Origin of the sequence: Achromobacter sp. 2789STDY5608615 (assembly GCF_001298995.1) — a bacterium.
Classification (GTDB): Bacteria; Pseudomonadota; Gammaproteobacteria; order Burkholderiales; family Burkholderiaceae_B; genus Achromobacter; species Achromobacter insuavis.
In genome coordinates this window covers 1,609-24,754 of the sequence record NZ_CYTY01000065.1, presented here as the reverse complement: position 1 = coordinate 24,754, position 23,146 = coordinate 1,609, and the positions used below count along the sequence as shown (strand labels likewise).

Sequence of the window (23,146 nt, the reverse complement as noted above, 5' to 3'; positions counted from 1 at the left end):
GCGCCACTTGAAATCCGTCATCGTTCCGTCCGTCCAATCTCCGCCAAGCATGCTCAAGCTTCACGATTTTTGCAACAGAGCCAACCAGCGGTCTTTTTTCATGAGGGTTTTGGCTCGTCGGTGGTGTTCGGGTGTTGCCATACTGGCCCCGGCGGCCTGCACGCTCAACGCTGCGGCGTTGTGCGCGGGCGTTCTAGAAGGGCAGGCTTCACGCGCGCGCGGAGAAGCCCGGCAGGATGGCGGCATGTTGCAATCAACCGACCACTTCGACCCGCGCCGCGTTGCCCGTGACCTTTACTGGCAGGGCTGGCGCGTTTCGTCCATTGCGCGCCAGTTGAACGAGAAGCGGACCACCGTCAACAGTTGGAAGACGCGCGACGGCTGGGACAAGGCATCGCCGGTTCAGCGGGTGGAGACCGCCCTTGATGCGCGGCTGTGCGCGCTCATCGCCAAGCCCGAGAAGGACGGGAGGGATTTCAAGGAAATCGACCTGCTGGGGCGCCAGCTTGAGCGCACGGCGCGGGTGCGAAAGTTCGATGACGACGGGCGCGATTCAACGCTCAATCCTGCGCTGGATCGGCGCAACGCTGGCCCCAAGCGCAAGCCCGAACGCAACGCGATCAGCGATGACCAGGCCAAGAAGCTATCGCAGGCCTTCCGAGATTCGTTGTTCGACTATCAGAAGGTCTGGTTGCGCAATGGCGATCAGCGGACGCGGATGATTCTCAAGTCCCGCCAGATCGGGGCAACCTGGTACTTCGCCCGCGAGGCCTTGGACGATGCGATCAGGACCGGGCGCAATCAAATCTTCCTGTCGGCGTCCAAGGCGCAGGCGCACGTATTCAAGCAGTACATCATCCAGTTCGCGCGTGAGGCCGCGGATGTCGATTTGAAGGGCGATCCCATTGTCCTGCCCAATGGCGCGCACCTCTATTTCCTCGGCACGAACGCGCGCACCGCGCAGAGCTATCACGGCAATTTCTACTTCGATGAGTTCTTTTGGGTGCCGAAGTTCGGCGAGCTGAACAAGGTGGCCAGCGGCATGGCCCTGCATAAGCACTGGCGCAAGACCTACTTTTCGACGCCGTCGAGTATGGCCCATGAGGCCTATCCGTTGTGGACGGGTGACACGCTCAACAAGCGCCGAGCCAAGCGCGAGCAGGTGGCCATCGAGGTGGCGCATTCGATCTTGAAGAACGGGCACCAGTGCGATGACCGCATCTGGCGCCAGATCGTCACCATCCTGGACGCGGAGGCCGGCGGCTGCAACCTGTTCGATATCGAAGAGCTGCGGCTTGAGTACAGCCCGGATCAGTTCGAAAACCTGCTGATGTGCGGCTTCATCGACGACACCGCGTCCATCTTCCCGCTGTCGGTGCTGTAGGGGTGCATGGTTGATTCCATGGTCGAGTGGGTCGATGTGCAGAAATTTCTGCTGCGGCCCTACGGGCATTGGCCGGTGCTCATCGGCTACGACCCTTCGCTGTCGGGCGATTCCGCCGGCTGCGTGGTGCTGGCCGCGCCGCGCACGCCTGGCGGGAAATTCCGCGTGCTGGAGCATCACCAGTTCAAGGGGATGGACTTCGCCGCGCAGGCCAAGAAGATTGAGGACATCACGAAGCGGTACGCCGTGGCCTACATCGGGATCGATGCCACCGGCATGGGCCAAGGCGTGTATCAGCTGGTGAAGCAGTTCTTTCCAGGCGCACGGGCCTACAGCTATTCGCCCGAGGTCAAAGGCCGCCTGGTGCTCAAGGCCGGCGATGTGATCCGCAACAAGCGCCTGGAGTTCGACGCGGGCGCCACCGACCTGGCGCAGTCGCTCATGGCGATACGCAAGACCACCACCGCCAGCGGGCGCAGCGTCACCTATGACGCCGGCCGATCCGGCGACACCGGGCATGCGGACCTGGCCTGGGCGCTCATGCATGCGCTGGATTGGGAGCCGTTGGAAGGGGCGACAGACGCAGGAAAAATCATTATGGAGATGTACGGATGAAACGAAAGAACAAGACGCCCGCCGCGCAGTCGGCGGCCGCGCCCGCTCAGGTGGAGGCGTTCAGCTTCGGCGACGCGGTGCCGGTGCTGGACCGGCGTGAAATCCTGGACTATGCGGAGTGCTGGCGCAACGGGCGATGGTATGAGCCGCCGGTGAGCTTCGGCGGCCTGTCCAAGTCGTTTCGGGCCAGCCCGCATCACAGCTCGGCCATCTACTTCAAGGCCAACATCCTGGCTTCGACATTGGAGCCGCATCCCGCGTTTGGGCGCGATACCTGCTTGAAGATGGCCATCGACTTCCTGACGTTCGGCAATGCCTATGCGGAGCGGTGCGACAGCATGACGGGCAAGGTGTTGGCCATGAAGCACGCATTGGCCAAGTACACGCGACGCGGCGTCCTGCCCGGCCAGTTCTTCTTTGTTCCCAGCTCGGGCCAGGAACATGAGTTCCGGACCGGGACGGTATGCCAGCTCACGCAACCGGACATCAACCAGGAAATCTATGGCCTGCCCGAGTATCTGGCCGCGCTCAACGCGGCATGGTTGAACGAGTCCGCCACGCTCTTCCGGCGCAAGTACTACCTGAACGGCAGTCATGCGGGGTTCATCATGTACCTGACGGACACGGTGACGGATACCAGCTATGTCGATGACATCCGCAAGGCCATGAAAGAATCGAAGGGGCCGGGCAACTTCCGCAATCTGTTCGTGTACGCGCCGGGTGGGAAGAAGGATGGGATGCAGATAATCCCGGTTAGCGAAGTGGCCGCGCGCGATGACTTCTTCAACATCAAGAACGTGTCGCGCGACGACGTGCTCGCCGCGCACCGCGTGCCGCCGCAGCTCATGGGCCTGGTGCCATCGAATTCCGGCGGCTTCGGCACACCGATATCAGCCGCCCAGGTCTTCGCGCGCAACGAGCTGGAGCCGCTGCAGGCCAAGTTCTTGGAGATCAACGACTGGCTGGGCTATGAAGTGGTCCGCTTCAAACCCTACGTCATCCAGGGCGCGAGCGAGTAGCCGCGCAGCCAGTGGTCACGATCAGCCCCGCACTCGCGGGGCTTTTTTTTCGCCAGTGCTCCGGCCAGCGCCGGGCGGCTGTGCGTCAACGCTGTTCGCCACGCTTGCGCCCTTGCTTGACCGCGAGGGGTTCGGCCAAACAGGGTTCGCCCTGCACGTATTCCAACAGCCCTACGACGTGGTCAATGATGTCCTGTCGGTGACGCAAGCTGGCGGCGTTTCGCATGCCGGCTTCCAACGCGATTACGACGCGCTGCAGGCGCCAGATTTCCCAGGCCAAGGCGTACCCCTCGGGCGACGGGTTGCGGGCGTACAGCTCGCGTATGCGAGCCGCAGACATGGGCGTGGGCGGGGGACGGTCGAGCATGGTCATGATGGCACCTCAAAGTACTGTATAAATATACAGTAATGTGATGTGTCACCACCGCTGGCGCGCAGTCTTCCCCCCCCTCCACGCCTGCGCGCTAAATCGGCAAAAAAAGACTCACCCTTGCGTCACCCCTCGCCGCCAGGCTTTAAGCGCCTCAACGGCCCGATTTGGGGGGGCTGCAGGCGGACGCAAAACGACGCAGATCGGAGGCGATACTTCGCGCAGTGGCCTGGCTGCGGCAAATTGAGCGTTTTCCATGCTTCCTGCACCCCTGAAATGGCAGGCGCGAGTTACATTTGCCACACTTACATGTGGGACAGAGGATCTAATGGGCGACCTGTGGAACAGCGTGGCGGGATACGTGATAACCGGAGTTTTGGGGTTGATCGGCGGATCGCTCCTTATGCGTCTGCGCGGGCGGATAAGGGCGCTTCCTTACACGGTTTGGCATACGCAAATTGGCGCGTCGACCGAAGGCGTATTGGGGAGGATTGAAGTGCGTTGGGCGGGCCAAGTGCTCGACCGGCTATTTACCACACAAGTCGAACTCATAAATGAATCTCATCATGACTTCACGGATTTAACCCTGCGGATCATCGCTGGTCCAAACACTCTTCTACATACGCAGCATTGCGCAATTAGCAATTCGAGCTTGGCCGTTGGTTATTCTCCGGGTTTCCAAGCATTCTTACCCTCGTCCATTGATACAGAGTTGAACGCCGAGCAGGTGCGCCGTCTCCTGACCTCGCGGGAGTACGTGCTTCCCATTTTTAATCGGCGGCAACGCGCAACCTTTTTGTTTTTGTCTACGGTTACGAACAACGCGACGGGACCGGTAGTGTTCTTGGAACTATTGGAGGCAGGTGCAACAGCCGTCTACCGTCCTAGCGGAAAGAGGATCATGGGCGTTCCGGAACGGTATGCCGTCATTGTGGGGCTGGCGACAGTTGCGGCCGCTTACGCAGGCATTGTCTGGGCGGAACTCCCTTTGTGGCTCTCCGCTTTGGTGGCGGTTCTGGCGGGGGTCTTTTGCAGGTTCATCGGGGCCGCAGTTTTCCGTCTACCCATTGAACTGCTGCGCCTGGTTGGCCGGTGAGAATATGCCGCTCGGGCCTCCAGTTCCGCGGGCGTGTTAGATATTCTCTTGGCCCTCGTGGGGCGCGGCAGGCGAGGTGCTGTATGAACAATGCTTGGTAGATGCACGCCGTGCTGCTACAGGCAGGTGTCTTGCGAGCATTTACATGATGGTCTTGGTAACCTTTGCCACCCCATCTATGAGATCCGAAACTTGAGCCGGCGTGGGTTCTTTTTCTTTGTTGTGGTCACATAAATTGCGGATGTCAGCCAGATGCTGATTGAACCGCCATTGCGATGTGTCGATTACGCCTTCGGTTTTCAGGGCTTCGTTGTAGTCTGCGATGGTCGCATTTTTTTTTGTGATTCGAACATTGTGCTGACTACACACTTCATGCAGGTGTTTTTCGAGCACGACACCGGCGATGGCACCTGCGGCACGTGTGAACTTGTGCTTGAGCAACTCCTTGGCGGCGTCGAGCTCGGAGTCCAGTAGATCCGCCTGCACAAGAGCTCGCATGTCGTAAAGCGAACTCTCAAACCGCCCTTTTATTGATTTCAGAATAGCAATTTGTTGTTTCAGGTGGGGCATCGCCGATTTCGCATCGGCTAATACTTCAGTCTGATATCGGGTGACGCGCAAACCCTGGAGGGCGTCCTCAATCCGGTAGTTCTCGATACCGAGATCCTTGCGCCCCTTTGGCTTCTCGTAGAGGCGAATGAAGTCGCCGAGCCGATCAGGTAGGAGCTGTTTGATCAACACCAGGGACTCGGAATACCAGGCTTGATACGCGGTCAAGAAATCAGGGAGGGCGGTGAGGTATTCGGCGGCTTTTTTCTTATCGCCGTCGCAGAGTTTGAGAACAGCTTTTTCGTACTGTTCACCGTAGCAATGATGCGAAAACGCCTGCTCAATCTTGATGGCGTCTTTGCTCAGCCTTTCAAAGTCTTTTTTGTATCGATCAAGGTTTGACGCCATGGGTTCAAGCTCCTAAATGGTGGCTGCTTTCGGGGGGCATTTTGCCGACCTTTCCGGGCTGCTTCAATGTTAGGTACATAACATTTGGGGGAGGGGCTGGGGAAAACCTAACCTTCCTAACTGAGCCTAAAGATGCTGTGTAAGGCATTGATTTATATTAATAATATTGGTTAGGTTCAAAACCTAACCTGACCTAACCTGAAACCTAACCTACACGTAAGTGTTTGATTTATATGAATATCTGTTTTTCGTTAGGTTAGGGTATGGAAACCTAACCGAGTTAGGCTTTGGTTAGGAAAAGGTTAGGTTTTCCGAAACGTCGGAAACCCGCATGAATAAAGGCGTTCCGCCCGATTCGCGATGCCTGGTTAGGAAGGTTAGATTTTTCCCAGCCCCTCCGGAAATATTGAAAAGGCACTCTGTCACGCCGGTTTCTGGTGCTCTTGCCGTCGTTGCTCGGGATTCTTGATCGCGCGGCGGCGTGCTGGCCAGGTGTCGGCGCCGCAGGTTGCGGTGGACCTGGTCAGCAGCTCGATGCGGCCGGTCGCGGTGCGCTGGCCTGGCGACGGTGCTGCTGGGCGCGGTGATCGAGATCTGCAGTTGGCGGCGGTGGCCGGTGCGCTTGTCAGCATGTAGCAAACGCGACGATGTCACGGCGCGGACATACCGCGTTGCGGAGGATAGAAAAAGGGAAGGGTGGGGCGGCGTTACTACTACAAAACTACTACAGCACATTGGAAAAACCCAATGTTTAAGAGGTTCTCCGGCCTGTAGAGTTCGCCGTTAACTACGGCGAGGCGGGCGGGATGGCTTCGCGCCGGAATCGCGCCGGGCCCGTGGGGAGCCTAGTGCCTTGATATTCCAGGGAAAGACCAGGGGCGCAAGTGTAACACCATTGGATAGCCGCCGAAAATTAGTGGATTTAATCAACTATATGCCCTATATTTCCTGGCATGGCCAGGTCGCCGCGCGCGGCCTGGCCCCATACCTAGAACATCCAGGAGCAGGCATGACCCCGACTTTTCACACGATCCTGCTGGACGTGCAGGACCGTGTCGCCACGGTGACGCTGAACCGGCCCGACAGCCGCAACGCGCTCAATTCCCTCATGTGCGCCGAGTTGGTGCAGGCCATGCAGCATCTCGCGGAGCGGCCGGACGCGCACGTGGTGCTGATCGCCGCGGCGGGCGCGGCGTTCTGCGCCGGCGCCGACCTGAAGGAACGCAAGACCATGTCGAACGCCGAAATGACGGCGCGCCGGGTGCAGGGCTTTGCCGCCTACGCCGCCATCGAGCGCATGCCGCAGCCGGTGATCGCGGTGGTGCAGGGCGCGGCGTTCGGCTCCGGCTGCGAGATCGCCGCGGCCTGCGACTTCGTGCTGGCCTCGTCCGAGGCGACGTTCTGCTATCCCGAAGTGGGTTGGGGCACCGTCGGCGCCACGCAGCGGCTGCCGCGCGTGGCCGGCGCGCGCAAGGCCAAGGAACTGCTGTTCACCGGCCGCCGCTTCGACGCGGCCGAGGCGCGTGAGATCGGCCTGGTCAACCAGGTGTACGCGCCCGAGGCGCTGGCGGCCGAGGCCGCGCAGATGGCCGCGGCCATCGCGCGCGCCGCGCCGCTGACCGTCAGGCTGACCAAGCGCAGTATCGACCAGGGGTTGGCGACGACGCGCGAAGGCGCGATGGCGATCGAGCTGCTGGCGATCGAGGAAAACCTGCGCGGCACCGACTGGAAGCAGGCCATCGCCGGCTTCGGCGCGGCGGGAGACAAGGCATGATCGACCCCACGACCCTGTCGCGGGCGCTGGCGCGCCAGGTGGCCGAACGTGGCGCCGCCGAAGCGTTCGTCGCGCCGGGCGAGCGCCACACCTGGGCCGCGCTGCAGGACGGCGCGCGGCGCATCGCCCGCGGCCTGCATGCGGCCGGCGTGCGCCGCGGCGACCATGTTGGCGTGCTGCTGGGCAACGGCGGCACCTGGGTGCAGGTGTTTTACGCCTGCGCGCTGCTCGGCGCCGTGACGGTGCCGGTCAACACGCGCTTCAAGACCGATGAACTGGCGTTCTGCCTGAAGCAGGCCGACGTCAAAGTGCTGCTGACCGCGGATACCTTCCTGGGCATCGATTTCCTGGACCTGCTGACGAAGGTGGAACCGGCGCTGGACCAGGCCCTGCCGGGCGCGGCGCTGCCGCTGCTGCGGCAGGTGGTGGTGCTGGGCGAGCGCTGCCCGCGCGGCGCGCGCGCTTGGGCGGACTTCCTGCGGGCGGGCGAGGCCGTCGACGATGCGGCGTTGCAGGCCCGCATGGATGCGGTGGTTCCGGACGACGTGCTGTTGATCCAGTACACCTCGGGCACCACCTCGTTTCCCAAGGGCGTGATGCTGACGCACGCCAACATGTTGACCAATGCGTGGGCCGCGGCGCAGCGCATCGGCGTGCGGCCCGACGATCGCTACTTCAGCATCCGGCCGTATTTCCACGTGGCCGGCACCACGTTGTCGATCCTGGTGAGCCTGATGAGCGGCTGCTGCCTGCTGACGCTGCCGAAGTTCGACGTGGCCGATGCCTTGCGCATGCTCGATGAGGAGTGCTGCACGCTGACGTCGGGCAACGACACCATCTTCCTCATGCTGATGGGGCATCCGGATTTCGACCGCGCGCGCATCCATTTGCGCGGCGGCTGGGCGGCGGCCGGCCCGCAGGTGATGCAGAAGATCCGCGACGTGATGGGCGTGCCGGGCATCTGCAACGCCTACGGCCAGTCCGAGGCCTCGCCCAACATCACGCTGTCGGCGCACGATGATCCCTTTGAACTGCGCGCCATGGGCTGGGCGCTGCCGCATCCCGGCATGCAGGTGCGGGTGGTGGATCCGGGCACGGGCGAGCCGTTGCCGGCCGGCATGCAGGGCGAGATCCAGGCGCGCGGCTGGAGCGTGATGAAGGGCTACTACAACATGCCCGAGGCCACCGCCCGCGCGCTGGGCGCCGATGGCTGGCTCAGCACCGGCGACCTCGGCGAGATGGACGCGGAAGGCCGGCTGCGGATGGTGGGCCGCCTCAAGGACATGTTCCGCGTGGGCGGCGAGAACGTCGCGCCGGCGGAAGTCGAAGAGACCCTGCACGGCCACCCCGCCGTGCGCATGGCGCAGGTGGTCGGCGTGCCCGATGCGCGCCTGGGCGAAGTGCCGGCGGCCTTCGTGCTGCTCAAGGACGGGCAGGACTGCACGCCCGAGGAACTGACGGCCTGGTGCAAGGCGCGCTGCGCCAACTTCAAGGTGCCGCGCTATGTCGAGATCGTCGACAGCTTCGAGCACATCGGCATGACGGGCAGTTCCAAGGTGCAGAAGAACAAGCTGCGCGCCCACGCGCTGGCGCTGTTCGGACTGGAGCAACAGGCATGAGCGCGCGCGACGTGGTGCTGTGCGAATGCTTCGCGCGCGATGGCCTGCAGCATGAGCCCGATTTCATCGATACCGCGGTCAAGGCCGACCTGATCGACAGTTTTGCCGCATTGGGCTTCGAGCGGGTCGAGGCGACCTCGTACTCCAATCCCAAGGTGGTGCCGCAGTTCGCCGACGCCAGCGCCTTGCTGGCCGCGCTGCCGCGCCGCGCGGGCGTCTGGTACAAGGCCACCTGCGCCAATGCGCGCGCGGTGGAGCGGGCGCTGGCGGACCTGGACGCCGGCATCGGCGCCAACGAGATCAGCCTGCTGGTCTCGGCCAGCGAGTCGCATTCGACGCGCAACCTGAAGCGCGAGCGCGCTGCCCAGTGGGACAACATTGCCGAGATGGCGCGGCTGGCGGATGGCCGTTTCCGCCTGATCGGCACGATCTCGGTGGCTTTCGGTTGCCCGTTCGAGGGCGCGGTCGACGCGGATTCCGTCATGGCGGACGTGCGGCGTTTCGCGGCGCTGGGCGTGGGCATCGTGACGCTGGGCGACACCACCGGCATGGCCACGCCGGCATCGGTGCGAGACCTGTACGGCCGCATGGCGCGCGAGGTGCCCGAAGTGACGCCGGTAGCGCATTTCCACGACACGCGCGGCACCGGCCTGGTGAATTACGTGGCGGCGCTGGAGGAGGGCGTCACGCACTTCGACTGCGCCTTCGGCGGCGTCGGCGGCCATCCGGCCAAGGTGCGCTACGGCGGCGGCCATACCGGCAACGTGGCGACGGAAGACCTGGTCAACCTGTTCGAGTCGATGGGCGTGCGCACCGGCCTGGACCTGGCGGCGATGGACGCGGTGTCGCGGCGCTGCGAGGCGGTGCTGGGGCGCGCGCTGCACAGCCGCGTGGCGCAAAGCGGCCTGAACCCGCTGCTCGGCGTCGCGCGGGAGGCGGCCGCATGATGACCGCCCGCCGCGTTTGTATATCATGCGGGCAGCGGCGCGCGACCCGCGCGCGCGCCGATTTTCCCCGCATCTGAAGAGTCCCTCATGGCCACCCGAACCGCATCCAAGTCCGCCGCCTCCGCGCGTCCCGAACCCCGGGCGTTGAAGGAGCTGTTCTCGTACCGCCTGAACCGGCTGGCCTACGTGTCCAGCCGCATCGCCGCCGGCCTGAACGAAAGCCGCTACGGCGTCGGGCCGCGCGAATGGCGCATCATCGCGCTGCTGGGCGCGGCGCCGGACATGTCGTTGAACGCGGTGGCGCGCGAGGCCAACATCGACAAGAGCCAGGCCAGCCGCACCGTGTCGGAACTGATCGAGCGCGGCCTGATCCAGCGCAACGCCGACAGCCAGGACGGCCGCGGCGTCAGCCTGGACCTGACGCGCACCGGCCGCGCCCTGTACGACGAGATCTTCCCGGCCGCGGTCGAGCGCAACGAAGACATGCTGTCGGTGCTGTCGGACGCCGAGCGCGAGGCCATGGAACGCATGCTGGACAAGCTGACGGCGCACGCGCTGGAGATGCTGAATGAATGCAAGGCGGAGGTGCCGGCGCGTCGCGGCCGCGGCGTGCAGCCGCGCTGAACGCGCGGGGCGCGCCCGCGCTTTTTTTACCCTTATTGTTGATTTAATCAATCACTTTGATTGTCGCCATTGGAAGAGGATATCCGTGATGTCGGAACTGATCATTGAAGACCTGGGCGCGGTGCGGCTGCTGCGCCTGAACCGTCCGGAAAAGCACAACGCGCTGAACACCGCGTTGACCACGGCGCTGCTGGACGCGCTGCGCCAGGCCGATCGCGACGACGCGGTGCGCGCGGTGGTGCTGACGGGCAATGGCAAGTCGTTCTGCGCGGGCGCCGACACCGGCGAGTTCTCGGCCCTGACGCCGGAACAGCCGGACGCGGTGTTGCGCCGCGCCGACCTGACGACCGACCTGCACCTGGTGTTCTCGCGCATGGTCAAGCCGGTGATCGGCGCGGTCCATGGCAATGCGCTCGGCGGCGGCGCCGGCCTGGCGCTGGCCTGCGACCTGACGGTGATGGCCGAGGACGTGCGCTTCGGCTATCCGGAACTGCGCCACGGCATCGTGGCCGCGGTGGTCATGGCCAACCTGGTGCGCCAGGTCGGCCGCAAGCATGCCTTCGAGCTGGTGGCGATGGCTGAACCGATCGATGGCGCGCGCGCGTTGCAGCTGGGCATCGCCAATCGCGTCGCGCCCGCCGCGCAGGTGCTGGACCAGGCGCTGGCAATGGCGCAGCGCCTGGCCGGCTGGGAGCCGGCCGCGATGGGGCTGACCAAGCGCGCCTTCCACCGCGCGGCCGACCTCGGGCTGGGCGAGGCGCTGGGCGTGGGCCGCGACGCCAACGTCATCATGCGCGGCTTTCGCCAGGGAGCGGCGCGATGAGACCGCTTGAAGGCGTCACCATCCTGGACCTGTCGCGCGTGCTGGCGTGCCCGTTCGCCTCGATGATCCTGGCCGAGCTGGGCGCCGAGGTCATCAAGGTCGAGCAGCCCGGCGGCGGCGACGAGACGCGCGGCTTCGAACCCAAGGTGCAAGGCGAGGGCGGCACCGAGTCGGCCTACTACCTGGCCTTCAACCGCAGCAAGCAGTCGGTCACGGTGAACTTCCGCCATCCCGGGGGGCAGGCGCTGATCCGGCGATTGGCGCAGACCTGCGACGTGGTGGTCGAGAACTTCCCGGTCGGCACGCTCGCCAAGTATGGCCTGGACCGCGACCACATCGCGCCGGACAACCCCGGCCTGATCTATTTCTCGTGCACCGGGTTCGGCATGACCGGGCCGTACGCGCCGCGCAAGGGCTATGACACCGTGTTCCAGGCCATGGGCGGGATCATGAGCCTGACCGGCGAGCGGGGCGGCGGTCCGGTCAAGCCGGGCCTGCCGGTGAGCGACCTGACCTCGGGCCTGTGGGCCGCCATCGGCATCCTGTCGGCGCTGGTGGGACGGGTGCGCTCGGGGCAGGGCTGCCATATCGACTTCTCCATGCTGGACGGCCAGGTGGGCCTGCTGTCGCTGGCGGCGGCGCGCTATTTCGCGCTGGGCGAAGTGCCGCCGCGGCTGGGCACGGAACATCCCGGCCGGGTGCCCTCCGCCGCGTTCGAGTGCGGCGACGGCCGCTGGGTGCAGATCACGGGCAGCGACCAGCACTGGAAGCCGCTGTGCGAGGCGCTCGAACTGCCGCAATGGGCCGACGATCCGGAGCTGGCGCGCAACGCCGTGCGCGTGGCGCGCCGCGACGAAGTCATGGCCGGACTGTCGGCGGCCGCCGCGCGGCTGACGCGCGACGAACTGTGCCGCCGCTGCGATGCGCGCGGCGTGCCGGCCGGCCCGATCCTGGATGTCGAGGAGATCCTGCACAACGAGCACGTGCTGGCGCGCGGCATGGTGGCCAGCTACGAGCATCCGTCCATCGGCCGCTTCGGCGCGGTGCCGGTGCCGTTCAAGTTCGACGGTTTCGACGATCCGCGCCTGGAGCGCCCGCCGTTGCTGGGCGAGCACACCGACAGCGTGCTGGCCGGCCGGCTGGGCCTGTCGCCGGCGCAGATCGAGGCTTTACGCGGGCAGGGCGCGATCTAGCCGCCGGGGCGCGACGCCCCGCGGCCATCCCTCGCACAACATCACACACATAAAACACAATATCCCAGGAGACAAACCATGAAGATTCTGAAGCGCCTGCTGTGCGGCGCGGCGGTGGCGGGCGCGCTGTGCGCGTCGGCCGTCGCCGCCGATCCCTATCCCTCGCAGCCGATCACGCTGGTCAACCCGTATGCGGCCGGCGGGCCGGCCGACGTGCTGGGCCGGGCCCTGGCGCGCGAGCTGGAAAAGCAGCTGGGCAAGACCATCATCGTCGAGAACAAGGCCGGCGGCGGCGCGGCCATCGGCGCCAACTTCGTGGCGCGCGCCAAGCCGGACGGCTACACGCTGCTGCTCGGCACGTCGGCCGCCCACGTGGTGACGCCGCTGATGCAGCAGACGCCGTACGACGGCATCAAGGACTTCGCCTTCGTCTCGATCGTCGCCAACCAGCCCAACATGCTGGTGGTGCGGCCCACGCTCAAGGCCGACAGCGTCGAGCAGTTGATCGCCATGGCGCGCAAGGAGCCGGGCCGCATCAACTATGCCTCGGCCGGGCCCGGCAGCTCGCCGCACCTGGGCGCCGAACTGTTCCGCGAACGCGCCGGGGTGGACATCGTCCACATCCCCTACAGCGGCGCGGCGCCCGCCATCAACGACCTGGTGGGCGGGCAGGTGGACATGGCGGTGCTGAACCTGGCCGCCAGCCTGCAGTTCATCCGCAGCGGCCGGCTCAAGGCGCTGGCCTACGCCAACGATCATCGTTCGCCGTTGCTGCCCGACGTGCCGACGCTGGCCGAATCCGGCGTGAAGGGCGCGGAGTCCGCCTCCTGGTACAGCCTGGCCGCGCCCAAGGGCACGCCGCCGGAGATCCTGCAGCGCCTGAACGACGCGGTGGCCAAGGTCAACGCCAATCCGGAATACAGCAAGCTGATGCAGGCGCAGGGCGTGGACCTGTGGAACATGACGCCCCAGGAAGCCACGGCCTTCGTGGAGAAGGACCAGACCGCCATGCGCAAGCTGGTGCAGGCGGCGGGGCTGATGAAGAAATAGGACTATTCCGGCGGCCGGAGTGACGGTTTGCCGCCCTGGTTGCATCCTGGTGAGCGGGACAATTGCCCGGTGGCTTCGGCTGCCGGGATTGTTTTGCCAATTTTAATGTAGTAACGTTACTACGTTATTTACAAGGATCAAGGGATGCGCATGTCCATCACCACACTGTCCAGCCGGGAACTCAATCAGGACGTGACCCGGGCCAAGAAGGCGGCCCTGCTCGGCCCGGTGTTCATCACGGACCGCGGCAAGCCAACCCATGTCCTGCTCGGCATCGAAGAGTACTGGCGCCTGGTCGGCCAAAAACGAAGTCTCGTCAGCGCGCTGTCGATGCCGGGCCTTGCCGGGATCGATCTCGATGCCCCCCGTTCGCGCGAGCTGCCCCGCCCCGCGGACGTCGAATGATGTTCCTGCTGGATACCAACGTGCTGTCCGAGTTGCGCAAGGCGGGCGACGGCAAGGCGGACGTGAACGTGGTCGCCTGGTTCTCCAACGAGGACGCGGTGAATTTCTACGTCTCGGCGATCACGCTCATGGAGATCGAGATCGGCATCCTGCGCATGGAGCGGCGGGATGTCGGGCAAGGCAGCCGCCTGCGCGCCTGGATGCGCGATCGCGTCCTGCCGGAATTCTCCGACCGGACCTTGCCGCTCGATACGGCGGTGTCATTGCGCTGCGCCAGATTGCATGTGCCGGACCTGCGGCCCGAGCGGGACGCCTTCATTGCCGCGACTGCGCTGGTGCACGGGATGACGCTCGTGACGCGAAACGTGTCTGATTTTTCCGGTTGCGGCGTCAACCTTGTGAATCCCTGGCTCACCCCACCAGCAGCGCCGCGCGCCTGAGCGCGTCGCGCGTTTCCGCCACCAGTTGCTCGACCACCGCGCCGGCTGGTTGCAGGCTGTCGATCAATCCCGCGCTCTGGCCGGCCTCGACCTTGCCGCCCTGCACGTCGCCGTCGAAGGCGGCCTGCTTCAGGGAACTGCCGGAGAACATCGTTTCCAGCGTGGCCTCGTCGCCGCCGCGTTCGGCCGCGAGGTAGTCGCGGGCAAATGCGTTGCGCAGCATGCGCACGGGCGAACGGCCGCGGCCCACCAGCGTGGTGTCGGCGACGCCGGCCGCCAGCACCGCATCCTTGTAGGCATCGCACACGCCGGCCTCGGGCGTCAGCAGGAAGCGGGTGCCCAGTTGCGCGCCCGCCGCGCCCAGGCACAGCGCGGCGGCGATGCCGGCGCCGTCGGCGATGCCGCCGGCCGCCACCACTGGCACCGACACGCGCCGCACCACTGAACGCAGCAGGACCTGCAGGCCGATTTCATCGGGGCCGGGATGGCCGCCGGCTTCCAGGCCGACGGCGATCACCGCGTCCACCCCCGCCGCTTCGGCCTTGGCGGCGTGTTCGGGGCTGGCGATCACCTGCAACCATTTGACGCCGGCCTCGCGCGCGCGGCCGATGTGCTTCTGCGGTCCGCCCTGCGACGCGATGATGACCGGCACGCCTTCGGCCAGGGCGATATCCATGTGCTCCTGCGCGCGTTTGTTGTACAGCGGGATGTTGACGGCGTAGGGCGCGTCGGTGCCGGCGCGCACCTCGCGGATGGCGGCCAGCAGCGCCTCGGGGTACATCGGGCCGGCCGCGATCACGCCGAGCCCGCCGGCGCGCGACACCGCCAGCGCCAGCGCCGCGTTCGACGAGGCCCAGCTCGTGCCGCCCTGGATGATCGGGTAGCGGGTGCCCAGCAAGCGGGTCAGCGGGGTTTGCAGAGTCATGGCGAATCAGAATGGGGAAAAGCCCATTCTGGAATATATGGTTGATAAAATCAACTATATTCTGAGCGGCGGCCCGGCGGCCCGGCGAACGCATCGCGCACGCCATGCGCGATGCGCCGACGCGGGTATTCCCGATTGCGCCAGGTTATTTGTTTATGATGTGCGCGTCTGGCCCAAGGCCCGGCCGTCCCGAGGAGGGGGCGTCTTTCTCCATCAATAAGAAAAATCATGTCGAGCACTACCGATACGCTTTCCGTGCGCACCATCGTCCTGGGCACCCTGGTGGTGCTGCTGGCCATGGGCGTGCGCGCCACCTTCGGCCTGTTCATGCGGCCGATGGGCCTGGCCCATGGCTGGAGCCGCGAAGTGTTTTCCATGGCCTTCGCGCTGCAGAACCTGGTCTGGGGCGTGGCCTGCATCTTCATGGGCATCCTGGCCGATCGTTATGGCTCCGGCCGCACCATCGCGCTGGGCGCGGTGCTGTACATGCTGGGCATGATCGGCACCCGCTTCGCCACCGACGAAACCACGCTCTACCTGAGCGCCGGCCTGCTGGTCGGCCTGGGCCAGGCCGGCACCACGTTTCCGGTGATCCTGCCGGTGGTGGCGCGCGCCGTGCCGCCGGCCTACCGCAGCACGGCCATGGGCATCGCCAGCGCCGGCGGCTCGCTCGGCCAGTTCGCGGTGGTGCCGACCGGGCAGGCGCTGATCACCGGCCTGGACTGGCCGGGCGCGTTGTGGGTGCTGTCGCTGTTCGTCGCTTGCGCGGCGCCGCTGGCCTATTTCCTGCGCGGCCGTCCGCAGGCCCATGGCGGGCCGCAGCAGTCGCTGGCGGCGGCGGTGCGGCAGGCGGTGCGGCATCCGTCGTTCCATTTCCTGTTCTGGAGCTATTTCGTCTGTGGCTTCCACACGGCCTTCATCACGCTGCACTTGCCGGCCTATGTCACCGACGGCGGCCTGACGCCGGGGCAGGGCGCCACCGCGATCGCGCTGATCGGGCTGTTCAACGTGCTGGGCTCGTTCTACGCCGGCAAGCTCGGCGGCCAGTACAGCAAGAAGCGCCTGCTCGCGGTGGTCTACGGCATGCGCGCCTTCGGCATCCTGCTGCTGCTGTGGCTGCCGCTGTCGCCGTGGGTGCTGTATGCGTTCGCCGCCTGGATGGGCTTGTTCTGGCTGGGCACGGTGCCGCTGACGCAGGGGCTGATCGGCCAGATCTATGGCCTGCGTTATGCCGCGACCCTGTCCGGCATCGTTTTCCTGGGCCACCAGGTCGGCAGTTTCATCGGCGTGTGGCTGGGCGGTTATGCCTATGCCAAGACCGGCAACTACGACCTGGTCTGGTGGCTGGGCGTGGCGCTGGCGGTGGCCGCCGCGCTGCTGTGCCTGCCGGTGCGCGAGCAGCCGCTGGCGCAGCCGGCGACCGCGTGAGGCGAACCGCCATGACCGACACGCCTGCCGTCGCTTCCGCCCGCCGCCATCGCGGCTGGCGCCTGGCGGGCTGGGCGGCGTTGGCGCTGGTGTTGGGCCTGGCCTTCTGGGGCTACACCCAGCCCGACATGCAGATCCATTGGGAAAACCTGGCGTCGCTGTGCGGTTTCTAGCCACGCGGGCGGGGCGGGGGCGCGGTATCCTACGGCGGTAATCGTTTCCACACCGCGTTTCCGTATCGCGTTTTGACGCCGCCCATGCAGGACGACCCGCTTTCCTACCCCGACCTGAGCCTGTCCGCCATCGGCGACATGCCTGCCGCCGACATGCTGGTGCTGACGGTCAACAACCGCCTGTCGCGCCGGCTCACGCTCGAGCTGGCCGGGCTGCTGCGCCAGGAGCGCCAGGTCAGCGAACTGCCGCGCATCCTGCCGTTGTCCGCCTGGCTGGCCGAATCCGCCAATGAACTGGCGTTCGAGACCGATGACGACGTGCCGGCCTACCGGCTCGACGGCTTCGCCACCCAGCTGGTCTGGACCGAGGCCATCCGCGCCGAAGAGGCCGAGCGTGTGCTGCTGGACGCGAGCCAGGCCGCGCGCCTGTCGATGGACGCGGACCAGCTCATGGACGAGTGGGTGCTGCGCGTGCCGTCCGGCGCCGACACCGACGAGTACCGCGGTTTCGCGCGCTGGCGCGAACGCTATCGCCAGGTTCTGGCCGCCATCGACGCCGAGGACGCCAACCAGGGCTATGCCCGCGTGCTGCGGGCGCTCGAGGATGGCCGGCTGGCCGTGCCCGGCCATCTGGTGCTGGCCGGCTTCACCGATATGTCGCCGCGCTTCCAGCGGCTGCTGCGGGCGTTCGAGGAACAGGGCTGCCTGATCGCGCAATGGCGCGACACGCAGCGCGCGCCCGCCGAGCCGCGCCGCTACGAGGCGCCGGAGCAGGGCGCCGAGTGGCGCGCGGCGGCCGAGTGGGCCGCCAGTCAGCTGAAGCGTCATCCCGCCGGCCGCTACGCCATCGTCTCGCCCCAGCTCGAAGCCGAATCGCCGTTCGCGCGGCGCATCCTCAGCCAGGCGCTGGCGGGCCACGACGGCGCGCCGGCGTTCGCCTTCAACGTGGCGGTTGGCCGTCCGCTGGATGAATGGCCGATGGCGCGCGCCGCGCTGGCGTGGCTGCGCGCGCTGGCCGAATGCGCGGCGGGCAAGGGCTGTGGCGTCGAGGTGCTGGGCGCCGCGCTGCTGGCGGGCCACTGCGCGGGCGATGCCAGCGAACGCGCCCGCCTGGCCGCCCTGGACGCGCGCTGGCGCCGTCGCGGCCAGATCCACCTGTCCGCGATGGAATGGCGCAAGCAGCTGTCGCAGTTGCCGCCGCTGGCGCAGGCCTGGGACCAGGCCATGGAGATCTGGACGAAGGGGGGCGCGCGCGCCACCAGCGATGTCTGGATGCTGCGCATGAAAGCGGCGCTGACGGCGCTCGGCTTTCCCGGCGAGGGCGTGCTGGACAGCGTCGGCTACCAGGTGCTGGGCGCGTTCGGCGAGGCGCTGGGCGGCTTCTCGGCGCTGGCGCCGGCCGCCGGCAAGCTGGGCGGCGTGGCGGCGGTCAACCTGCTCCAGAGCGTGGCGCGCTCGGCCGCGTTCCAGCCGCAGCGCGACCCGTTGGCGCGGCTCGACGTGCTGGGCCTGCTGGAAGCCGAGGGCGGTTTCTGGGATGGCGTCTGGATGCTGGGGCTGACCGACGATGTGCTGCCGGCCTCGCCCAAGCCGAACCCGCTGCTGCCGCTGGCGGTGCTGCGCCAGGCCAAGGCGCCGCGCGCCACGCCCGAGCGCGAACGCGAGTGGGCCGAGGACATCTACGCGGCGCTGTGCCGCTGCGCGCCGGAGGTCATCGTCAGCCACGCGCACATGGACGGCGAGCGCGAGCTGCGGCCGTCGCCATTGATTGCCGCCGCTGCCCTGACCGATTGGCGGCCGGCGCTGGCGCCGTCCGTGGCCGCCTTGCCGCAGGAAACGCTGGACGACGCGCAGGGCCCGCCGCTGGCGCCGGACGACCGGGGCGGCGGCGGGTTGGATGTATTGGACACGCAGGCGCGCAATCCCCTGTGGGCGTTCGTGCGCCACCGACTCGGCGGGCGCGAACTCGCGGCCTATGCCGACGCGGCCACGGTGAACGTGCGCGGCCAGTTCCTGCACAAGGCGCTGGAACTGGTGTGGGGCATGCTGCCCGACCAGGAGGCCTTGCACGACACGCTGGCTGGCGGCCGCTTGCCGGCCTTGCTGGAGCAGGCGGTGGCGCAGGCCGCCGAGGAAGAACTGCAGCAGTACGCGCCGGCGCTGAAGCAACTGGAATGCGCCCGCGCGCTGACGGTGCTGGCGTCATGGCTCGACATGGAAGCCCAGCGGCTGCCGTTCGCGGTGGCGCAGGTCGAGAAGAACCACGAATGGCGCCATGGCGCGCTGCACCTGAAGCTGCGGCTGGACCGCATCGACACGCTGACCGACGGCCGCAACGTCATCGTCGACTACAAGACCGGCGTGGCCGCGGCCACGCCCGAGCCCGACTGGTCGCGCAGCCGTCCGGTGAACGTGCAGCTGCCGTTCTACGCCTCGGTGCTGGCCGATGCCGCCGGCGGCGAAGTGGCCGGCCTGGTGCTGGCCCAGATCCACGCGCGCCAGGTGGCGGCGCAGGGCCTGGCCGACGAGGACCTGGGCATGGCGGGCGTGACGCTGGCCGCCGAAAGCAAGTACTTCGACGGCCTGTCCTGGCCCGAGATCCGCCAGCGCTGGCGCGCCGCGATCGAGTCGCTGGCCGATGAATACGTGGCAGGCCATGCCGCCAATGTCGCCTACCGCCGCGACGACCTGAAATACTGCGACGCGCTGCCCTTCCTGCGCTTGCACCTGGATGACGAGGACGCCTGAGCCATGGCCGATGTAGAACGCCAGCCCCAGGACCATGCCGCGCGCGCGGCGGCGCTGGATCCCGCGCGCTCTTTTCTGGTGCAGGCGCCCGCCGGCTCCGGCAAGACGGAACTGCTGACCGACCGCATCCTGGCGCTGCTGGCCACCGTCAATCGCCCCGAGGAAATCGTCGCCATCACCTTCACGCGCAAGGCTGCCTCGGAGATGCATGCGCGCGTGCTGAGCAAGCTGCGCCGTGGCCTGGACGCGCCGCCCGAGGCCGCGCACGAACGCCGCAGCTGGGAACTGGCGCGCGCCGCGCTGGCGCGCAACGCCGAACAGGAATGGCACCTGCTGGAGCATCCGGCGCGGCTGGCGATCCGCACCATCGACTCGTTCTGCGCCGGCCTGGTCCGCAGCATGCCGTGGCTGTCCGAACTGGGCGGCATGCCCGAGATCACCGACGACGCCCGCGCCCATTACGAAGCGGCGGCGCGCGCCACGCTCGATCTGGCGGATGACTACGACGCGGTCCGCATCCTGCTGCAGCACATGGACGTGGACGTGCAGGCGGCCAAGGACGCCATCGCCGACATGCTCGGCCAGCGCGATCAATGGCTGCCGCTGCTGCGCCATGGTTCCGACCGCGAGGCGCTGGAGGAAACCCTGGCCGCGGCTATCGGCGACGACCTGGAGGCGCTGTGCGAGGCCATGCCCTACGGCTGGGCCGACGCGCTGTCCGGCCCGGCGCGGCTGGCCGCGGCGCAATTGCAGGACGGCGGCGAGGACGACCGGCTGGCCGCCTTGCTCGACTGGACCGAGGAACTGCCGGCCGATGCCGAGGTGCTGGACCAGTGGCGCGCCGTCGCGCACCTGCTGCTGACCGGCACCGGTTCGCTGCGCAAGACCGTCACCAAGACCCTGGGTTTTCCGGCCAAGTGCGCGCACAAGGAACCGTTCGTCGCCTGGCTCGAAAGCGCCGACGCCGATGCCGCCTGGGTGCGGCGCCTGGCGGCGGTGCGCGACATTCCGGCGCCGCGCTTGAGCGACGCGCAATGGGAAGTGCTGGGCGCGCAGCTGATGACGCTGGCGCTGGCGGTGGCGCAGTTGCGGCTGCGCTTCGCCGACACCGGCGAGGTCGACTTCATCGAGATCTCGCAGCGCGCCGCCTCGGCGCTGGGCAGCGCCGACGATCCGGGCGAGCTGCTGCTCAAGCTCGACGCGTCCATCCGCCACCTGCTGATCGACGAGTTCCAGGACACCAGCCAGACGCAGCTGGACCTGTTGCGCACGCTGACCTCCGGCTGGCAGGAGGGCGACGGCCGCAGCCTGTTCCTGGTGGGCGATCCGATGCAGTCGATCTACCGTTTCCGCAAGGCGGAAGTGGGGCTGTTCCTCGAAGTCGCGGAAACGGGCGTGGGCGAACTGCAACCGGGTTTCCTCAACCTGACCGACAACTTCCGCTCGCAGGCCGGCATCGTCGACTGGGTCAACCAGTCGTTCGCGCAATTGCTGCCCAAGCGCAGCGACGCGGCCGCGGGCGCCATCAAGTACAGCCCGTCCACCGCCTTTCACGGCGCCTTGCCGGAGCCGGCCGTGCGCTTCCATCCCGCCTGGTCGCGCGCCGGCGCCGCGCCGGCCGAGGAACAGGCCGAGGACATTGCCGTCGGCCTGGTGCGGCAGGCGCTGGCCGAACACGCGGGTAGCAAGCACCCGGTCGCCATCCTGGTGCGGGCCCGCAGCCACCTGGGCAACCTGACGCGCCGGCTGGCGCAGGAAGGCATCCGCTGCCGCGCGGTGGACCTGGTGCCGCTGGCGCTGCGGCCGGTGGTGGCGGACCTGGTGCAGTTGGTGCGGGCGCTGTCGCATCCGGGCGACCGGCTGGCGTGGCTGTCGGTGCTGCGCGCGCCGTTCTGCGGCCTGACGCTGGAGTCGTTGCAGCGCCTGTTCGGCGCCGACCATGTGACGCCGGTGCCGGTGCTGCTGGAGCGCCTGTTGCGTCCGGCGCCGGTGAAGGCCGTGGCGGCGACCTTGGCCACCGCGCCAGCGGCGCGCCAGGGATCCCTGTTCGACGACACCGAGAACCCGGCGCAAGGGGCCTTGTTCGACGATGCGGCGCCTGGGGCATCGCGCGTTGATCCGGTCTTGACGCCGGTCGCGGCGGGCGAGGGCGAACCTTCGTTCGGCGGAGCGGACGCCCCGCGTTCGGCTGAGGCCCTGCTGCGTCCCGATGAATACGCGCGCCTGCGGCAGGTGGCCGCGATATTGCTGGATACGCGCAACGCCTCGGGCGCCATGCCATTCGCGGCCTGGGTCGAGACGCTGTGGCGCCGCCTGGGCGGGCCCGCGCTCTACAGCGGCCCGTCGGTCGCCAACGACGCCGAAAGCCTGTTCCAGCTGGTCGAGCGCCTGGCGCCGCACGGCGCCATCGACGCGGCCGCGCTGGACACCGGCATCGCGCGCCTGTTCGCCGCGCCCGACGCCGCCGACGAAGAGGCCGCGGTCGAGATCATGACCATGCACAAGTCCAAGGGCCTGCAGTTCGAGACCGTGATCCTGTATGGCCTGCATCGCGCGCCGCGCGGCGACCAGCCGCCACTGGTGCGCTTCGAGCAAAGCGGCGGCCGCGTGCTGTTCGGCCCGGTCAAGCCGCGCGCCGAAACCGAGGCCGACCCCGTGTCGCGCTATCTGGGCGCGCGCGAGGCCCGCCGCGCCTCCTACGAGATCGACCGCCTGCTGTACGTCGCCGCCACCCGCGCCCGCAAGCGTCTGCACCTGGTCGGCCACGTCAACGTCGACGAGGCCAGCGGTCAGCCCAAGACGCCATCCTCCGCCAGCCTGCTGGGCCGCCTCTGGCCCTGCCTGGCCACGCCCACGCCGCCGGCCGCCGACGGCGACACGGCTGAGCCCGTGGCCGACGCGCCCGAATGGCAGGGCGAACCGCTGCGCCGGCTGCACCGCGACGGCCTGGCGCAACTGGCGCGGCAGGCCGACGTCGCCATCAGCCCCGGCTTCGCCGCCGCCGCGCGCGGCGCCTGGGGCGACAGCGCGGAGCATCCCGCCTGGCAACTCGAATCCGGCTACGACGCCGCCATCGGCACCCTGGCCCACGCCTGGCTGGCCCGCATCGGCCAGGACGGCGTCGCCGCCTGGTCGGCCGAAGCGTTGTCCCAGCGCCTGCCCGCCATGCGCCGCCAACTGACCCGCGCCGGCATCCCCGCCAGCCAGGCCGACGCCGCCGCCGAAGCCGTCCTGGACACGCTCCAGTCCACCCTCGCCGACGACCGCGGCCTCTGGCTCCTCTCCCAATCCGGCGCCCGCCGCGAATGGCCCCTCATCGACGCCGCCGGCAAAGTCTCCGTCATCGACCTAGCCCTCAGCACCGAAGACGGCTGGCTGATCGTCGACTACAAAACCGGCCGCCCCCAACCCAACGAATCCCCCGCCGCCTTCGCCCAACGCATGCGCCAACGCCACGGCGACCAACTCCTGCGCTACTGCGCCCAGGTAACCGCCCTGGACGGCCGCAAAGCCCGCGCCGCCCTATATTTCCCCCGAGCCCAAGCCTGGATAGACC

The 23,146-nt window shown here is 67.3% G+C and carries 18 protein-coding genes and 1 pseudogene; 16 read left to right on the top strand and 3 right to left on the bottom strand.

Annotation, left to right across the window (positions count from 1 at the left end; genetic code table 11):
- The first annotated feature begins 244 nt into the window (after positions 1-244).
- Positions 245-1,999, top strand: a pseudogene (locus AOZ49_RS30065) (terminase large subunit domain-containing protein).
- Positions 1,996-3,018 carry a phage portal protein gene (locus AOZ49_RS30060; protein ID WP_054479540.1) on the top strand — a complete coding sequence of 341 codons (1,023 nt, stop codon included), beginning with the start codon at positions 1,996-1,998 and terminating at the stop codon, positions 3,016-3,018. The pseudogene AOZ49_RS30065 and the gene AOZ49_RS30060 overlap by 4 nt, the downstream one beginning before the upstream one ends.
- Positions 3,019-3,103: 85 nt before the next feature.
- Here the strand turns inward: AOZ49_RS30060 and AOZ49_RS30055 are convergent, their stop codons facing one another.
- On the bottom strand, positions 3,104-3,391 hold the full coding sequence (locus tag AOZ49_RS30055) for a hypothetical protein (protein ID WP_054479538.1): 288 nt from the start codon (positions 3,389-3,391) through the stop codon (positions 3,104-3,106).
- 325 nt (positions 3,392-3,716) lie between these two features.
- On the opposite strand from AOZ49_RS30055, the gene AOZ49_RS32780 reads away from it, so the two are divergent.
- Positions 3,717-4,484 (top strand): hypothetical protein, encoded by a 768-nt coding sequence (locus AOZ49_RS32780; RefSeq protein WP_156355791.1) that lies wholly within the window; start codon positions 3,717-3,719, stop codon positions 4,482-4,484.
- A 141-nt stretch (positions 4,485-4,625) separates the two neighbouring features.
- Here the strand turns inward: AOZ49_RS32780 and AOZ49_RS30045 are convergent, their stop codons facing one another.
- Positions 4,626-5,441, bottom strand: a complete 816-nt coding sequence (locus tag AOZ49_RS30045) for a hypothetical protein (RefSeq protein WP_054479534.1) — start codon at positions 5,439-5,441, stop codon at positions 4,626-4,628.
- A gap of 1,009 nt (positions 5,442-6,450) precedes the next feature.
- Here AOZ49_RS30045 and AOZ49_RS30040 point away from each other — a divergent pair.
- The 9 genes from AOZ49_RS30040 to AOZ49_RS30000 all read left to right on the top strand — a co-directional run bounded on the left by AOZ49_RS30040 (position 6,451) and on the right by AOZ49_RS30000 (position 14,316).
- Positions 6,451-7,215, top strand: a complete 765-nt coding sequence (locus AOZ49_RS30040; RefSeq protein ID WP_054428451.1) for an enoyl-CoA hydratase/isomerase family protein — start codon at positions 6,451-6,453, stop codon at positions 7,213-7,215.
- Positions 7,212-8,834: an AMP-binding protein gene (locus AOZ49_RS30035; RefSeq protein ID WP_054479531.1), complete on the top strand. Its 1,623-nt coding sequence runs from the start codon at positions 7,212-7,214 to the stop codon at positions 8,832-8,834. Before AOZ49_RS30040 ends, AOZ49_RS30035 begins: the two co-directional genes overlap by 4 nt.
- Complete coding sequence (locus AOZ49_RS30030) at positions 8,831-9,781, top strand: hydroxymethylglutaryl-CoA lyase (protein WP_054479530.1); 951 nt, start codon at positions 8,831-8,833, stop codon at positions 9,779-9,781. The genes AOZ49_RS30035 and AOZ49_RS30030 overlap by 4 nt, the downstream gene beginning before the upstream one ends.
- Before the next feature lie 87 nt (positions 9,782-9,868).
- Positions 9,869-10,405 carry a MarR family winged helix-turn-helix transcriptional regulator gene (locus AOZ49_RS30025; RefSeq protein WP_054428448.1) on the top strand — a complete coding sequence of 179 codons (537 nt, stop codon included), beginning with the start codon at positions 9,869-9,871 and terminating at the stop codon, positions 10,403-10,405.
- An 88-nt stretch (positions 10,406-10,493) separates the two neighbouring features.
- Positions 10,494-11,228, top strand: a complete 735-nt coding sequence (locus AOZ49_RS30020) for an enoyl-CoA hydratase/isomerase family protein (protein WP_054479527.1) — start codon at positions 10,494-10,496, stop codon at positions 11,226-11,228.
- Positions 11,225-12,421, top strand: a complete 1,197-nt coding sequence (locus tag AOZ49_RS30015) for a CaiB/BaiF CoA transferase family protein (protein ID WP_054479525.1) — start codon at positions 11,225-11,227, stop codon at positions 12,419-12,421. The genes AOZ49_RS30020 and AOZ49_RS30015 overlap by 4 nt, the downstream gene beginning before the upstream one ends.
- Before the next feature lie 78 nt (positions 12,422-12,499).
- Positions 12,500-13,471, top strand: coding sequence for a Bug family tripartite tricarboxylate transporter substrate binding protein (locus tag AOZ49_RS30010; protein WP_054428445.1), 972 nt, complete (start codon positions 12,500-12,502; stop codon positions 13,469-13,471).
- Positions 13,472-13,621: 150 nt separating this feature from the next.
- Positions 13,622-13,876, top strand: coding sequence for a type II toxin-antitoxin system prevent-host-death family antitoxin (locus tag AOZ49_RS30005; RefSeq protein ID WP_054428444.1), 255 nt, complete (start codon positions 13,622-13,624; stop codon positions 13,874-13,876).
- The gene (locus tag AOZ49_RS30000; RefSeq protein WP_054479523.1) at positions 13,873-14,316 is read left to right on the top strand and encodes a type II toxin-antitoxin system VapC family toxin; all 444 of its coding nucleotides are present in this window, start codon (positions 13,873-13,875) and stop codon (positions 14,314-14,316) included. Before AOZ49_RS30005 ends, AOZ49_RS30000 begins: the two co-directional genes overlap by 4 nt.
- Here AOZ49_RS30000 and AOZ49_RS29995 read toward each other — a convergent pair.
- Entirely contained in the window at positions 14,288-15,241 is a 954-nt protein-coding gene (locus tag AOZ49_RS29995) for an NAD(P)H-dependent flavin oxidoreductase (RefSeq protein ID WP_054479521.1), read from the bottom strand. The genes AOZ49_RS30000 and AOZ49_RS29995 overlap by 29 nt on opposite strands.
- 228 nt (positions 15,242-15,469) lie before the next feature.
- On the opposite strand from AOZ49_RS29995, the gene AOZ49_RS29990 reads away from it, so the two are divergent.
- From AOZ49_RS29990 to AOZ49_RS29980, 4 genes are all read left to right on the top strand, one after another.
- Positions 15,470-16,669 (top strand): MFS transporter, encoded by a 1,200-nt coding sequence (locus AOZ49_RS29990; RefSeq protein ID WP_054479520.1) that lies wholly within the window; start codon positions 15,470-15,472, stop codon positions 16,667-16,669.
- A gap of 11 nt (positions 16,670-16,680) precedes the next feature.
- Entirely contained in the window at positions 16,681-16,842 is a 162-nt protein-coding gene (locus tag AOZ49_RS33185; protein ID WP_180180048.1) for a hypothetical protein, read from the top strand.
- 84 nt (positions 16,843-16,926) lie between these two features.
- Positions 16,927-19,590 carry a PD-(D/E)XK nuclease family protein gene (locus tag AOZ49_RS29985; RefSeq protein WP_054479518.1) on the top strand — a complete coding sequence of 888 codons (2,664 nt, stop codon included), beginning with the start codon at positions 16,927-16,929 and terminating at the stop codon, positions 19,588-19,590.
- Between the two features lie 3 nt (positions 19,591-19,593).
- Positions 19,594-23,146: UvrD-helicase domain-containing protein (locus AOZ49_RS29980; protein ID WP_054479516.1), on the top strand; the 3,553-nt coding region annotated here is incomplete at its 3' end.